The sequence below is a fragment of the Desulfonauticus submarinus genome, from assembly GCF_900104045.1.
In the GTDB taxonomy this organism is placed as follows: domain Bacteria; phylum Desulfobacterota; class Desulfovibrionia; order Desulfovibrionales; family Desulfonatronovibrionaceae; genus Desulfonauticus; species Desulfonauticus submarinus.
Window position 1 is genome coordinate 1 of sequence record NZ_FNIN01000009.1, and the last position, 14817, is coordinate 14817.

General features: G+C 33.6%; 13 protein-coding genes. 9 read left to right on the plus strand and 4 right to left on the minus strand.

Translation table 11 applies throughout. From position 1 onward, the window contains the following. On the plus strand, positions 1 to 429 hold a 429-nt coding region (locus tag BLP60_RS10605; RefSeq protein WP_159427711.1), incomplete at its 5' end, for a hypothetical protein. Positions 430 to 494: 65 nt separating this feature from the next. Further along, a complete protein-coding gene (locus BLP60_RS07715) occupies positions 495 to 1520 on the plus strand; it encodes a hypothetical protein (RefSeq protein WP_092065713.1) in 1026 nt (341 codons plus the stop codon). Between the two features lie 81 nt (positions 1521 to 1601). Here the strand turns inward: BLP60_RS07715 and BLP60_RS07720 are convergent, their stop codons facing one another. Continuing rightward, positions 1602 to 2438 (minus strand): ParB/RepB/Spo0J family partition protein, encoded by an 837-nt coding sequence (locus BLP60_RS07720; RefSeq protein ID WP_092065715.1) that lies wholly within the window; start codon positions 2436 to 2438, stop codon positions 1602 to 1604. A gap of 44 nt (positions 2439 to 2482) precedes the next feature. Between BLP60_RS07720 and BLP60_RS07725 the strand changes: the two genes are divergently transcribed. Then, the gene (locus BLP60_RS07725; protein WP_092065717.1) at positions 2483 to 2932 is read left to right on the plus strand and encodes a hypothetical protein; all 450 of its coding nucleotides are present in this window, start codon (positions 2483 to 2485) and stop codon (positions 2930 to 2932) included. Positions 2933 to 3070: 138 nt separating this feature from the next. Here the strand turns inward: BLP60_RS07725 and BLP60_RS07730 are convergent, their stop codons facing one another. Together BLP60_RS07730 and BLP60_RS07735 are read right to left on the minus strand one after the other, a co-directional pair. Beyond that, complete coding sequence (locus tag BLP60_RS07730; RefSeq protein ID WP_092065719.1) at positions 3071 to 3835, minus strand: ParA family protein; 765 nt, start codon at positions 3833 to 3835, stop codon at positions 3071 to 3073. A gap of 193 nt (positions 3836 to 4028) precedes the next feature. Beyond that, positions 4029 to 5033: an NAD-dependent epimerase gene (locus BLP60_RS07735; RefSeq protein WP_092065721.1), complete on the minus strand. Its 1005-nt coding sequence runs from the start codon at positions 5031 to 5033 to the stop codon at positions 4029 to 4031. Between the two features lie 246 nt (positions 5034 to 5279). On the opposite strand from BLP60_RS07735, the gene BLP60_RS07740 reads away from it, so the two are divergent. From BLP60_RS07740 to folD, 6 genes are all read left to right on the plus strand, one after another. Continuing rightward, complete coding sequence (locus tag BLP60_RS07740) at positions 5280 to 6689, plus strand: MltF family protein (RefSeq protein ID WP_092065723.1); 1410 nt, start codon at positions 5280 to 5282, stop codon at positions 6687 to 6689. Between the two features lie 397 nt (positions 6690 to 7086). Continuing rightward, positions 7087 to 8358 carry an IMP cyclohydrolase gene (locus BLP60_RS07745; RefSeq protein WP_092065725.1) on the plus strand — a complete coding sequence of 424 codons (1272 nt, stop codon included), beginning with the start codon at positions 7087 to 7089 and terminating at the stop codon, positions 8356 to 8358. Positions 8359 to 8382: 24 nt separating this feature from the next. After that, positions 8383 to 10428, plus strand: coding sequence for a ribonuclease catalytic domain-containing protein (locus BLP60_RS07750; protein ID WP_159427712.1), 2046 nt, complete (start codon positions 8383 to 8385; stop codon positions 10426 to 10428). A 10-nt stretch (positions 10429 to 10438) separates the two neighbouring features. Then, a complete protein-coding gene (locus tag BLP60_RS07755; protein ID WP_092065729.1) occupies positions 10439 to 11230 on the plus strand; it encodes a type III pantothenate kinase in 792 nt (263 codons plus the stop codon). Beyond that, entirely contained in the window at positions 11227 to 12537 is a 1311-nt protein-coding gene (gene eno / locus BLP60_RS07760) for a phosphopyruvate hydratase (RefSeq protein WP_092065731.1), read from the plus strand. Before BLP60_RS07755 ends, eno begins: the two co-directional genes overlap by 4 nt. Continuing rightward, positions 12538 to 13386: a bifunctional methylenetetrahydrofolate dehydrogenase/methenyltetrahydrofolate cyclohydrolase FolD gene (gene folD / locus BLP60_RS07765; RefSeq protein ID WP_092065733.1), complete on the plus strand. Its 849-nt coding sequence runs from the start codon at positions 12538 to 12540 to the stop codon at positions 13384 to 13386. Between the two features lie 66 nt (positions 13387 to 13452). On the opposite strand, the gene BLP60_RS07770 is transcribed toward folD, so the two are convergent. After that, a complete protein-coding gene (locus BLP60_RS07770) occupies positions 13453 to 14814 on the minus strand; it encodes an L-serine ammonia-lyase (RefSeq protein WP_092065735.1) in 1362 nt (453 codons plus the stop codon). Positions 14815 to 14817 lie beyond the last annotated feature (3 nt).

Here is a 14817-nt window from a genome sequence, read left to right on the forward strand (position 1 = left end):
GGAAATGCTCAGGCAGAAAGCAAGCCACAATACGGATTTAACAAGAAAGGAGATTTGGTAAAGATACATTATTCTTTATTTGGAGGAGCGTGGTCAGAATTTGTGGCGCCAAGGCATGTAGTAGAATGGAATTTATCTAAAGGGAATCAGTTAGAAAAGACTTTAGCAGAGGCTTTAAAAGAGAATCCAGATTTAAGCAAGTGGGATATAAACGGAGATGGAATAATACCAATCTCTAAGAACCGAGAGTTTGAGAACTTTTTAAAAGGAAGTTTAAGTAAAGGTTATGAGTTGGATTTAGACAAATTCGCACAGATGTATAATCAAATGGTAGGAAACGGTGGAGGAAATAGAATTGGAGAGAGTGCGCAAGGTTCTAATAATAGTAATGAACCTCCTACTGGAAACCCTGATTTAGGAGAGTTATGAATCTTTTATTTACTTTTTATCAGTTGATAAAAAATATTAAATATATTTCTTTTTAGTTTATCCGTATGGATAGAAAACAACTATTTTTAATTTACATATTTACACTATTTTTCTGTTTTTCTTTTATTTATGGTTCAACAGCAACAGTTATTTATAAAGAAACAACAGGAAAAGATTTTAGAGCAGAAGTTTGGAAAAGTAATGTAGACTCTGATACTCTTTTCAATACTAATTACGTAGAAGGAATTTCAGTAAATGGAAAATGGACTTTAACTTTTACCTCTACTCCAAATAAATATGGATTATTATTTAGAGCACCTTTAAATCAAGATTATTTTTTAAAATATTCTAAAATAAGTTATGCAGCATATACTACTGCACCAATAAATATACCTTTTACTTTCGGCAAATACAGAAACAAAGATATAATCCTAAGTTCTACAAAGAGAAAATACGCACAGATAGACGGCACTTGTAGAGCGGTTGGCATAACTGATTTGGGTGGTTATTCTTACAGCATCTCTTCTTCTTTGAATCAAATTAAAAAGCTTGATGGAACAGACGTAAAAAACATAGAGGTGGTGGATCATCTTTTAAAGAAAAATTATTATATGAAAGCGTTTTCTTATCTTAAAATCTCAAATGATAAGCATTCCTATTTCTTAAAACCAACAAACTCAGACGGAACTTATGTTTATAACAAAGATAATTTTAATTCTCCAAATGGAGAGGCGACCTCGCAAACTCTCGGAGAAGAAATTTTTAACCAATTTAAAACCGCAGATGGAAGAATTCCCTACATTCTTCTAAAACAAAATCCTGTTACAGTGCAGTTTGACAGGGCAGAAATTGATGGAATTTTAAACAATGCGAGAAATTTTTGCGAAAACGGAAATTATACCTATTGTGGAGACTGGAATATAGAACTAAATGTAATTCCAATCGATGGAAAGTGCGATTTGGATGGAAACGGAAAACTCGAGTCCGGAAGCGAGATAGTGCGGTTTAGTAAAAGCGTAAAGAGAGTGCAGATCGTCTCTCCAAAACCTGAAACACAGATCACCAGACGAATTAGAACTCTTCGAACTTGACGATGTCGAAAATTCAAAGATTTATAACTTCTGTATTTGAGATGAGAATAAGAAAGTTAAATTTGTTCTGATTTATAAAACTTAATGATTTTCTATAGAAAATATTTTTAATAATTTCTTAAGTTCATCTTCATTAGAATATTCGAGAATTATTTTGCCCTTTTTTCTAGAGCCTTTGCATTTTGCCTTGATTTCGAGTTTTTGCGAAATGCTCTTTTCTAAAAAAGATAAGAGGTCATCAAGAGTTTTTTTACAACTGTTTTTAATACGTTTTGCCTTGGATTCAATTTCTCTTACAGAAAGATTCTTGTTTAAAATTTCTTGGACAAGTTGTTCTAGTTGAATAGGATCTTTGATGCTTGCCAAAGTTCGTCCATGTCCTGCACTAAGTTTGCCCGCTTCTATTAGTTTTTGAATATGTTCGGGAAGAGAGAGCAATCTTAAGAGATTGGCAACTTGACTTCTACTAAGATTTACCTTTTGGGCAAGTTCTTCTTGGGATAGTTGGAACTCTTCCTTTAATTTGGACAATGCCCTTGCTTGTTCTATTGGGTTTAAATCTTCTCGATGAATGTTTTCAATAAGTGCTAAAAGTAAAGCTTCTTTATCTTCAAGGTTTTTTACAATAGCTGGTATTTTTTCTAAGCCAACAAGCTGAGAAGCTCTAAAACGCCTTTCTCCTGCGACAATCTCATACCTATCCCCAACAGGCCTTACTAATATTGGTTGCAGAACACCTTCACTCTTGATAGATTTAGCAAGTTCCTGTAATGATTCTGAGTTAAAATTTTGCCTTGGTTGCTTTGGGTTTGGAGAGATAAGAGTGAGGTCTAAGAAAATGATTTCCAAATCTTTACTGGACTCTCGCCAATCTCCTAAAAGGGCATCAATACCTTTTCCTAATCCTTTTTTGTTCATTTTGTTTTATCCTGCAAAATAATTTGTTAATAAGGAGAGATAATATGATTAAGAAAGATATTCAAGGTTTTTACGATGAAACTGGAAACTTAATAGGTGTATTTGTTTCCGCACGATTATGGCAAGAAATAGCAGCAGATATAGATTCTGTTTTAGAAAAAAGTTTGGCAAAATTAAATGGACCGATATGTTCTGAAGAAGCTATACAAACTCAAGAAGCATTACCTTCAGAACCATTAGATGATTGGGAAACTTTTTTAAAATTTTGGGATTTTCACTATCCAGTGGAAAAAAAAGTTGTTTGCGAGATATGTGGACAGTGCACAGAAGATTGGACCGTAGACTCACCCAGAAAATTTTTGTTAAAGGCCGCAAATCTTGGAGGGTTGGTTTCTTTTTTATGTTTAAATTGTCAGGCGAGAATTATAAAACGTCATTTTAAAGACCACATCACTTATGAGACAACACCATTTGTAGATCGGAAAAAGAAATAGTTTTTAAATTAATTATCGAAATAAAATCAAAAAAATAGAGAAGCGGTTTTTATTTGATTTTTTAAGCATGACATTAAAAGAGCCCTCATCTTTTTTAGAAAATAGATGAGGGCAAGTATTTTTGTAAAATTTTATTTATTAGGAAAATTTTTCTTCTATTTCTTTAGCAAGATCAAGATAAGCCACACTCCCCACAGAACGGATATCATAAGCAAGGGCTGGCTTACCGTGACTAGGTGCCTCAGATAAACGCACATTCCTAGGTATTATTGTATTAAAAACTTTATCTTTAAAATATTGCTCAAGCTCGGCACTAACTTGATGAGAAAGATTGACTCTCTTGTCAAACATAGTTCGCAGCACGCCTAAAATTTTTAAATTTGGGTTTATTCCTTTTCGAACTAGCTCATAAGTGCGCAAAAGATGAGCAATACCTTCCAAGGCAAAATATTCACACTGAAGAGGAATGATAAGATGAGAGGAAGCAGCCAGAGCATTTAACGTAAGTAATCCTAGAGAAGGCGGGCAGTCGAAAAATATATACTCAAATTGATTTTCTATAGGAGATATAGCGTTTTTAAAAAAATATTCTCGTTGTTTTTGGGATAAAAGTTCTATTTCTAGGCCAACCAGATCTTGATGAGAAGGAAGAATATATAAAAAAGGAAGATTAGTTTGAACAAGAGCCTCTTCTATTTTTGCCTCACCTGTACATACAGAGTAAAGATGTTTTTTGTTTTGTTGAGGGTCAACTCCAAGCCCGCTTGTTGCATTGGCCTGAGGATCACAGTCAACTAATAAAATTTTCTTTTCCATTACAGCCAGGGACGCTGCTAAGTTAATGGCTGTAGTTGTTTTTCCTACCCCACCTTTTTGATTTGCTAGTGCTATTTTTTTACTCATTGTTTTTTAGTGTTTCACGTGAAACATTTTCAATTTTAAAAACAAAAATTCCTTAACTTGTTTAAATAGAATAAGCAACATTTAATTGAAATATTAACTGTGAGGAAAAGTTTTCAGTTTAATTAATTTTTCTTAATTTTTAAAAGGGACAAAAAAACAATTTTTGTCCCTTTTCTGGTTGTTTTTTTGTTACCTATATGTTGTAGTAATTTTTATACCAATGTATAAATTTTTGAATTCCCTCTTGGATAGGTGTTTTAGGTGCAAAGCCTACATCTTGGACAAGATCATCTATATCTGCAAAGGTTTTTGGCACATCTCCTGGTTGAAGAGGGAGGAATTCCTTAATTGCTTTTTGTCCCAACGCGTTCTCAATAGCCTCGATAAAAGTCATTAGAGGAACAGGGTTGTTGTTGCCAATATTGTATATTTTGTAAGGAGCAACACTTGTGCCAGGGTCGGGGTTATTCCCATTCCAATTAGGATTTGGCTTGGGAAGGTGTGATGTTAGTCTAAAGACACCTTCAACTATATCGTCTATATAAGTAAAGTCTCGTTCCATTTTGCCATGATTAAACACTTTTATTGGTTTTTGTTCGAGGATAGCTTTTGTAAATAAAAATAAAGCCATATCTGGTCTTCCCCAGGGGCCGTATACAGTAAAAAATCTAAGTCCTGTACAAGGTAGATTGTAAAGATAGGCATAAGTGTGGGCCATTAGTTCATTTGCTTTTTTGGATGCAGCATATAGGCTAATAGGGTGATCCACATTGTGATGAATGGAAAAGGGCATTTTAGTATTTAATCCATATACAGAACTAGAAGATGCAAAGACTAAGTGTTTTATTTTAAAGTGTCGACAACATTCTAAAAGATTAGCAAAACCTACAAGATTGCTTTGCACATATGACTTGGGATTTATTATACTATAGCGAACTCCTGCTTGAGCAGCCATGTTTATCACATGGGTAGGTTGTTCTTTTTGGAATAATTGTTCTAAAGATGAATCATCTGCTAAGTCTAGGTGATAAAACTGAAATTGGGGAGATTTTAGTTGAGCCAAACGATCTTTTTTGAGTTCTACAGAGTAATAATCATTTAAATTATCTAAACCCACCACCTTAATATCTTCTTGTAAAAAGCGTTTAGCCAAATGAAAACCAATAAAACCTGCTACCCCAGTAATAAGAACTTTCATGAAAACTCCTTTTATTTTATTTAAAAGTTATTTACTTTTTAGCATTCCTCTTTGCCCAAAGCAACTGAAAAGGTGAGAGGAGTTCATATTGATAAACTAAAATAAATCTAAAAAGTCGCCTAAGGTTTCTTAGGAGAGAAGGAATGTGAATTTTTGACTGCGTTATCCATTTATTGTACTTATTTTTAGATAGAGAGAAATTATTTTTATGTACAGATTTTTTAAGTAAGATAAGTAAGAGGGGCTATGGTCTTCAATCAAAAAAGAGTTTTATGTGTTTTAATTTTTGTTCAAGTTATTTTGCTTGGGATTTGGTTTTATTTAAGACTCTATTATTGGTCAGGAAAGGTTTTAAGAGTAGTTGAGGTAGAAGAAAGCCCTTTGAGCTTTTTTTCTCCATTTGGCAAAGGTGTTGATTTTGAAATTGCTAATTTGTTGGCCAAAAAACATAAATTAAAGTTAAAATGGCAAAGAGTCCCAGTATTTAAAGATGCCTTTTTCCTTTTAAAGCGGGGAAAGGTAGATGTTATTGTTGGTGTGCCTACAAAAATTAAAATTAATGATCCTAAATTGGCAAAAGGACCGAATTATATAAAGGACAATTTCCTTTTTATCCATAATAAATATAGGTATCCTTTGCGGAGGTTTGATGAGCTTTGTAAATATAAAGTTATAGTTCCTTTATCTTCTTTATCGCTTTTAAAAATAAAAGAATATGATGAAGTAATTTTCTGCCCTATAAACTATGAGGTTATTCAGAAAAGAGAACAAGACTTATATGAACTTATAGCAGAAAATAAAGCTAGGTTTATGTTAACTGATAAAATTAGATTCAATAACCTGAATCCTTATTTTTTAGACTTACGCAAAACATACGAATTTAAGACCAAGTTTTCTCATGTGTGGATATGGACTAAGCAGTATAAAAAATTAAATAAAATGTTAGAAGAGTTTTGGCATAGTCCTCAAACAAAAGAGTTTATAGATGCAACGAGAGAGATATATTATGGATTTTTTAGAGATAATGTAGATTATTATCAATTAGAACATTTAAGAATGGTAATAAGAAAAAAATTGCCTTTATATGAACAGTATATTCTTGATGCTTGTCAAAAGTTTAGTTTAGATCCGTTATTTTTAATTGCTCAAATTTATCAAGAATCACATTTTAACCCTAAAGCAAGGAGTCGAACAGGAGTAAGAGGTTTACTGCAACTTAGCTTAAATACCGCTTCTTGGATAGGTATAGATAATCGCTTAAATCCCAGACAAAGCATTTTAGGAGGAGCCAAATATATGGCTTTTTTAGTGGATAGAATTGCTAAGAGAGGAGTAAAGGGATGGAACAAATGGTGTATGGCTCTAGCCGCTTATAATCAGGGCTTGGGGCATTTATATGATGCTATGGACTTAGTAAAACTGCAAGGAAAGGATGCTAGTTTATGGAGCAATGTAAAAGAGGTCTATCCTCTTTTAAGCTATAGAAAGTATTATAAAAAGAGTCGTTATGGTTATTGTAGAGGATACGAAGCTATAACATATGTGCAAAATGTAAGATATTATTATTATATGTTGAGTTTATTAGCTTTTTTCGGGGGTGGGGAAGGAGATTATCTTCGCTCTTTTTTTCCTTTTAGGCCTAATTCCTGGCTTTAGAAAGTCTTTTTTGGGTTGATTTGCTGGGTTTTGCTGATTAGGAAACGCTCCTTGTTGTAGTTGTAAATTAAAAACCCTATTTTTCCATTTTATTGCCTGGATGAGAGTAAATACAAGAAAGTCTATTTCCCATTCTTGAGTTGGCATAAAGTGTTTAGTTTTTTGATAGTAGATATCCCATAGTCTGCTTAGGGAAGCCTCATCAAGATGAATTAATTTTTGTGCAATGCTGCGAAGTAAGTTTTCCATTTTTAACCTGTTTTTAAAATTTGCCCATTTAAATAAGCTATGTTAAAAATTTAAATGTTGTTATGAATAAGTCAAGAAAAACATAGGAGTTGAAATAAATATTATCTAATGATTTTATAGACCAAAAGAGTTTTATAAGGAGAGAAAAATGGATATAAAAAAGATGTATAAAACTATTGTTCAAGATCCTTTTCCCAAAGAAATGAAAATAGTTTTAGGAGATAGAGAACTTGTTTTTAAAAAAAGAACTTGGAATATAGGAGGCGAGGAAAAAGGATTGCGTTATGGAGAAAATCCAGATCAGCCTGCTTGCTTATATGAATTAGTGCAAGGTGAAATGGAATTGGGAGGAGTGGTATTTAGAGGTCCTGGTAAGGGTTTAGTTTCTGCCCTTACAGAAGATAATATGCTTCAGGCTGGTAAGCATCCTGGGAAAATCAATCTTACAGATGTGGATAATGGTATTAATATTTTACAGTATCTTACTAGAAAACCAGCTGCCATTATTTTAAAACACAATAATCCTTCTGGTGCGGCTTGGTCAGATGAAGGTGTTTTTAATGCCTTAGAAAAGGCTTATTTTGCAGATAGAATCGCTGCTTTTGGAGGGGCTGTAGTAGTAAATCGTCCTCTTAATAAAGAGTGTGCTGAATTTTTAACTTCATATTATTTTGAAGTGGTGGCTGCCCCTAGTTATGAACAAGGTGTGTTAGATATTTTAAAGAAAAAGAAAAATTTACGTATTTTAGAGATTCCTGGATTGGCTAGGTTAGATGAATTAGTAGGTATTCCTTTTTTAGATTTAAAATCTTTAGTTGATGGTGGGATTATAGCTCAATTTTCTTTTAGAAATAAAATTTTAAGTGAAGAAGACTTTTTGCCTGCAAAGGCAGAAAAAGATGGCAAAATAGTTTATGCTCGCAGGCCAACTCCTCAAGAATTAGAAGATTTGTTTTTTGCGTGGGCAGTGGAGGCTGGAGTTACTTCTAATTCTGTCTTATTTGCTAAAAATGGCCAAACTGTGGCAATTGGTACTGGAGAACAAGATAGAGTCGGATGTGTGGAGTTAACTGTTCATAAGGCTTATACCAAATATGCAGATAATATTGTTTTTAAAGAAAAAAATATGTCTTTGTATGAATTGAAGTTAAAAGCTAGAGCTGATTCTAATTTAAAAGAATATTTAGATGATATTTTGAAGAGGACAGAAGAGGCAAAGGGAGGTTTAAAAGGTTCTGTTTTGGTTTCAGATGGATTTTTTCCTTTTAGAGATGGAGTTGATGTTGCAATTGAGCAAGGGGTAACAGCTATTGCTCAGCCAGGTGGCTCTATTAGAGATTTTGAAGTTATTGAAGCAGTAAACGAGGCTGTTCCTCAGGTAGCAATGGTTTTTACTGCCCAACGTTCTTTTAAACATTAATAAAAAATATTTAAAGTTGTTTTTGTGAGTGAAGAAAAACAGTTTTTATCTCTTTTAGCACCAGGGCAGGTAGTAGAGTTTTTAGAAGATTCTAAACCTCAAATTGCTCTGGTGCTAGAAAAAAAAGATTCTCGTTTACGAGTTTTACTCCCCTCTAATAGAGAAAAAAAAATTTCTCAAAGTAGAATCCTGCCTTGGATAGGTCCTGTTATAGCTTTATCTACTAGTCGAGAAGAATTGGTTCAAAAACTAGAGTTATTTAAAATAGAGCGAGAAAAATTATTTTTGACAATCAATGTAGAAGAGATTTGGGAATTAGTTCACTCAGAAGTAGAAAAAATAGATATAGATTGGCTAGCAGATATCTATTTTGTATCTCCTGATATTCATCAAAAATCTGCTTTGGGAAGAGCGCTTTTAACGAATCGGATTTTGTTTAAATATCGTCCTCCTTTTTTTGAGATTCACTCTCCAGAACAAGTAGAACATTTAAGAGAAGAACAGAAAAAAAAGGCTCTTCAGGCGCGGATTGTAAATGAAGGTAGAGAACTTTTAAAGGAAGCTTTAAAAGGCCCTAATAGGGTTAAACTAGAAAATTATGAAGAGGATTTTGTTAAGGGTTTAAAAGATATACTATTAGCGGTTTTAGGCAAGCGTGCAGATGCTAAGCAAGAAAAATTATTTCGTCAATTAACCCAAGGCCTTCCAAAAGATGACTTTTTAGCTTATATTTTGGCTCTTAATTTGGGGTTTATTCCTAATCATTTTAATTATCATCTCATCCAAGCTGGTTATGATTTTTATCCCTCTTGGAACGAATTTCAAAAAGAAATTGATCAATTAAAAGAAAAATCTAAAACATGGCCTGCAAAGGCAAGTTTAAAAGGGTTTGTTAGTATTGATTCTAAAACTACCAAAGATATTGATGATGCATTTAAGATAGAGATAAGGGACAATAGGATTTTTTTAAAAATAGCAATTTCTTGCCCTATATTAAATTGGGAATTTGGGAGTAAACTAGATTTAAAAGTGAGAGAGCGTTTTTCTAGTCTTTATTTGCCAGAAGGCACATCGCATATGCTTCCAGAAGAAATTGGGATAAATTTATATAGCCTAGAACAGGGTAAGGTAAGGCCAGCTTTAGTTTTTAATTTTGAATTTGATAATTTAAAAGAATTAGAAAATTTTTCTTTAGATTTTGCTTGGATAGAAACAGAAAAAAATATTTCTTATGAAGAGGCAGATATTTTTATTCAAGAAAAACAAGAATATTGGAAACAACTGTTTGAGCTTGCCAAAAATTTACGAGAAAAACGTATTTTAAATGGGGCAGTAATTATTGAACAATTAGAACCACAGATTATTTTAAAGCAAAATAACGAAGACATTCTGGTGGAGATGCTGTTTAAAGATAAGTTGTGTTTATCCCAGATGGTTATCTCAGAGCTTATGATTTTATGTAATTTGTGGGCTGGCAAATGGGCGAAAAAATACGATATTCCTCTTTACTTTCGCTCTCAAAAAATAAATTTATCAAAAGATAATGCAGGAGTGTGGCATAGACCAGAAGAAATTTATACTCTTGTTAAAAACATGGCACCGTCTCTTTTAGAGGTGGAACCAGGTTGGCATGCCAGCTTAGGGGTAGAGGTTTATGCTGGAGTTTCCTCCCCTCTTAGGCGGTATCCTGATTTTGTAAATGTAGCACAAATCATGGCTTTTTTGCAGAAAAAAGATCTTCTTTTTACCAAACAAGATTTACAAAATCTTTTATCTTATCTTACTAGTAGGCAATCATTAGTAAGCCAAGTACAGCGTTTTCGTCCTAGATATTGGAAGTTGCTTTATTTTAAACAAAGGCATAAAAAAGAAGAGTTTGAAGGAGTGTTAGTGGACAAGGGAAATCCCTTAAGTGTATTTTCTTTACCTAAAGAGCAAGTGTTGGTGCGAGTACCTACATCTCTTTTAGAAGATAAAACTCCGGTAGGAGAGAAATGTTTGCTTACGTTTGGAAAAGTTGATCCTCTTAGAAATGAGATTAAAGTTATTAAAGTGAGAAAAAAGAACTGAGGACAAGTTCATGACTTTTCTTTTAATTGATGTGGGTAATACAAATATAAAATTTGGTATTGGAGATGAGAAAAAGGTTGTACAAGCCTTTGTATTGCCAACTAATCTTGAGGAAACAGCTGATTCTTTAGGTTTAAAAATTCATAGTCTTATTAATTATGCCTGTGCTGGTAAAAAAATAATTGCTTGGGTAGTATGTTCTGTTGTTCCTCTTTTAAATAGTGTTTTAGAGGAAGCAAGTTATATTTATGGAAAGTGTCCTCTTTACTTTGTTCCAAGAGATATTTTTTTAGATATTGAAAATCATTACAAACAACCGCAAGAAGTGGGTGCAGATCGATTAATAGGCGCCTATGCTGCAAGAAAATTATTTTCTAAGCCTTCTTCTTTGATTATTATAGACTTTGGCACTGCTACTACTTTTGATTGTGTAGAGAATAATGCTTACTTGGGAGGTTTGATTTGTCCTGGTATACGTTCTTCTTTAAAAGCTCTTAGCACTCAAACCGCTAAATTACCTCAAATTTCTTTAGATATTTCTAAAGATAATTTAGAAATAGGAAGAAGTACAAAACACAGTTTGAATCAGGGAATGCTTTTTGGTTTTGCCTCTATGGTAGATGGGTTAGTGGGGAGGTTGAAAGAAATTTTAAAACCAGAAACAAAGGTAGTAGCTACGGGTGGTTTGGCTTCTTTGCTTGCCACTGTAAGCAAAAGTATAGATTTAGTTTATCCAGAATTAATTTTAGAGGGTTTAAGGCTTAGCTTTTTAAACCATAAAGAGAAAGGAGCAGGAAAATGAGTATTATCACAGATGTATGGGCAAGAGAAATTTTAGATTCAAGAGGCAATCCTACTTTAGAAGTAGAGATTGTTTTAGAGTCTGGTGCTTTTGGAAGGGCAGCAGTTCCTTCTGGAGCTTCTACAGGTTCTAAAGAAGCATTAGAGCTCAGAGATGGAGATAAAAAAAGATATTTTGGAAAGGGAGTTACAAAGGCTGTATCTAATGTAATAGATGAAATAGCAGATCATATTATTGGTATGGACGCTTTGCGGCAGGTAGAGTTAGATGAACTTTTAATTGAACTAGATGGTACAGATAATAAATCAAAATTAGGGGCAAATGCTATTTTAGGTGTTTCCATGGCTACTGCAAGGGCGGCTAGTAACTATTTGGGTCTTCCTCTTTATCAGTATATTGGAGGGGTAAATGCTAAAATTTTGCCAGTGCCTCAAATGAATATAGTCAATGGAGGTGTACATGCACCTAATAATTTGGATATTCAAGAATTTATGATTTTACCAATAGGAGCATATACATTTCGAGATGCCTTACGAATGGGATCAGAAGTATTTCATACTTTGAAAAAGATTTTAGCCCAAGATGGTCATAGTACTGCTGTGGGTGATGAAGGAGGTTTTGCTCCTAATTTAAAAAGTAATAGAGAAGCTTTTGAATATATAATTAAAGCTATAGAAGAAGCTGGTTATCAGCCAGGTAGTGAGATTGCTTTGGCTATAGATGCAGCTGCAAGCGAATTTTTTAAAAACGGTAAATATGTTTTAGCAGGAGAAAATAAAGAATTTTCTGCAAAAGAATTAGTAGATTATTATGCAGAGTTGGTAAATAATTATCCTATTGTTTCTATAGAAGATGGTTTAGCTGAAGATGATTGGGAAGGATGGCAAATTTTAACTGAAAAGTTAGAATTTGCTTGTCAATTAGTAGGAGATGATATTTTTGTTACCAATCCTTATTTGTTAGCAGAAGGTTTAAAACAAGGCATTGCTAATTCTATTTTAATTAAGCTCAACCAAATTGGCACTTTAACAGAAACTTTAGATACCATTGAGATGGCTAAAGAAGCAGGCTTTTCTACAGTTGTTTCCCATCGTTCGGGTGAAACAGAGGATAGTTTTATTGCTGACTTAGTAGTGGCTGTGAATGCAGGCCAAATTAAAACAGGTTCTGTAAGTAGAAGTGATAGATTAGCTAAATATAATCAATTGCTAAGAATAGAAGAAGAATTAGAAGATCAGGCCATTTATTACGGTCCAGCACTTCAGATGCAGTGGTTTGGAGAAGATTTAGAAGAAGAGGAGAAATAAATGATCTTGCTTGATGGAAAAAAGACATCTTTAGAGATTAGACAAGAATTAAAAGAAAAAATTAAAGCTTATATGGCAAAGGGGCATAGAGCCCCTGGCTTGGCTGTAATTTTGGTTGGAGATGATCCTGCTTCCCAAGTATATGTTCGCAATAAAGAAAAGGCATGTGCAGATGTGGGGATTGTTTCCAAATCTTTTCGTTTAAGTGCAGATATATCTCAGCAAGAATTAGAATCTTTGATTCAGAAATTGAATAAAGAATCAGAAATAGATGGAATATTATTACAATTACCACTGCCTAAAGGATTAGATAGTCAACGTTGTCTAGAGCTTATTTCTCCTGATAAAGATGTAGATGGTTTTCATCCTCAAAATGTTGGTAAACTTATGTTGGGTTTGCCTGGGTTTCGCTCTTGTACTCCTGCTGGGATAATGACCCTTTTGCAACGTTATAATTTAGACCCTGCTGGGAAAAAAGCAGTAGTTATTGGGAGAAGTAATATAGTTGGAAAGCCTTTAGCCTTACTTTTATTACAGGCCAATGCCACTGTGACAGTTTGTCATTCAAGAACAAAAGATTTAACTAAAGAAGTGTTAGATGCAGATTTTGTTTTTGCTGCAGTGGGACGAGCAAAGTTTGTTAAGGCAGATATGGTTAAGCCAGGAGCTGTAATTGTGGATGTAGGTATTAATAGAACTGAGCAAGGACTTGTTGGTGATTGTGATTTTGAGGCTTTGAAAGAAAAGGCTTTGGCAATTACTCCTGTACCTGGAGGAGTTGGGCCAATGACTATTGCGCAGTTACTTGTAAATACTTTTGGTGCCTATAAGCAGCATTTAGATTTATAGTGTTTTAGATTTAAATCAGTATGATTAGCAAGGGGAGATGCTTTATTAATGCATCTCCCCTTGTTTTTAACATTGAGCCAAGGTTCTAGCTAATCCTCCTAATGAGGTTTCTCTAAATTGAGCTGGTAAAGCTTTTCCTGTTTCTGCCATTACTTGAATAACTTGATCTAAATTTACTTTTTGGGAGTTAGGATCTCCACTAGTGGCAAGGATATATGCATTGAATGCCTTTACTCCTCCCATGGCATTTCGTTCTATACAAGGAATTTGTACAAGACCTGCTACTGGATCACAAGTCATACCTAGATGATGTTCTAAGGCTATTTCCGCTGCATTTTCAACAACTTGAATAGAATATCCATTCACAGCAGCGATCATTCCTGCTGCCATTGCAGAGGCGCTTCCTATTTCTCCCATACAACCTACTTCTGCTCCAGAAATACTCGCGTTTTGTTTAATAAGGTAGCCTATGCCAGCAGCGACTAGAAGACCTTCTAATAAACTTTGAATATCGTAATGAAAATGATGTCGTAATATGTAAAGTACTCCAGGTAAAACCCCTGCGGATCCTGAAGTTGGGGCTGTAACTATTAAATGGCCAGCTGCGTTTTCTTCTGCAACTGCTAAGCAGTAAGCGTTTAAATACATTAAAAATTTGTCAGGTGTATCAGATAGTATTTGCGCTCTTTGATAAATTTTAGGAGCTTTTCTTTTTAAACCGATACTTCCAGGAAGCACGCCAGAAGTTTTAATACCTCTTTTTACAGCCATTTCCATTGTATTTAAAACTTTTCTTAAATAGAAAAAAATTTTTTCTTCAGTTTTTTGAGTAAGTGCTTTTTCATTTTCTAAAATAATTTGACTAAAAGATAGAGATGTTTTCTTGATGATATTTTTTAATTCTTTCATTGAGGAGAAAGGATATGGTATTTTGCGATGTTCTAATTTTTTATTGGGCCAAGATAAAAATCCTCCTCCTACAGAGTAAAATATTTTTTTTAGCAAGATATTATTTTTTGTATCTAATAATTTAAACTCCATCGTATTTGGATGCTTTAATTGAGTATCAATTGGGCCGAATTTTATATTTTGATAGTGAAAGTCAATTTTCTTATTTTTAAATTGAAGGGTATAAGAAGAACTTTCCTTAAAAAGGTTGTTAAAAAATTCTGGAACACATTTGTGCGGCTCATATCCCAAAAGACCTGCTAAAATTGCTTGAGGCGTGCCATGCCCTTTGCCTGTTGCACTAAGAGAGCCATAAAGAGTTACTTCAATTGTATGGGCTTGTTCTATTTTCTTTTGGGATAAGTTTTCTATTTCTTTTCTGAAAAATAAAGCAGCTCTCATTGGGCCAATAGTATGAGAACTAGAAGGTCCTGGGCCTATTTTAAAAAAATCTTCTAAAGTAGTTTGAATAAATTTCATATA

Excerpts from the sequence above, each read along its gene's own strand:
- BLP60_RS07730 (WP_092065719.1), bottom strand. The coding sequence starts at position 3,835 with ATGAGTAAAAAAATAGCACTAGCAAATCAAAAAGGTGGGGTAGGAAAA.
- BLP60_RS07720 (WP_092065715.1), bottom strand. The coding sequence starts at position 2,438 with ATGAACAAAAAAGGATTAGGAAAAGGTATTGATGCCCTTTTAGGAGAT.
- folD (WP_092065733.1), top strand. The coding sequence starts at position 12,538 with ATGATCTTGCTTGATGGAAAAAAGACATCTTTAGAGATTAGACAAGAA.
- BLP60_RS07770 (WP_092065735.1), bottom strand. The coding sequence starts at position 14,814 with ATGAAATTTATTCAAACTACTTTAGAAGATTTTTTTAAAATAGGCCCA.
- BLP60_RS07740 (WP_092065723.1), top strand. The coding sequence starts at position 5,280 with ATGGTCTTCAATCAAAAAAGAGTTTTATGTGTTTTAATTTTTGTTCAA.
- BLP60_RS07735 (WP_092065721.1), bottom strand. The coding sequence starts at position 5,033 with ATGAAAGTTCTTATTACTGGGGTAGCAGGTTTTATTGGTTTTCATTTG.
- BLP60_RS07755 (WP_092065729.1), top strand. The coding sequence starts at position 10,439 with ATGACTTTTCTTTTAATTGATGTGGGTAATACAAATATAAAATTTGGT.
- BLP60_RS07715 (WP_092065713.1), top strand. The coding sequence starts at position 495 with ATGGATAGAAAACAACTATTTTTAATTTACATATTTACACTATTTTTC.
- BLP60_RS07745 (WP_092065725.1), top strand. The coding sequence starts at position 7,087 with ATGGATATAAAAAAGATGTATAAAACTATTGTTCAAGATCCTTTTCCC.
- BLP60_RS07725 (WP_092065717.1), top strand. The coding sequence starts at position 2,483 with ATGATTAAGAAAGATATTCAAGGTTTTTACGATGAAACTGGAAACTTA.
- eno (WP_092065731.1), top strand. The coding sequence starts at position 11,227 with ATGAGTATTATCACAGATGTATGGGCAAGAGAAATTTTAGATTCAAGA.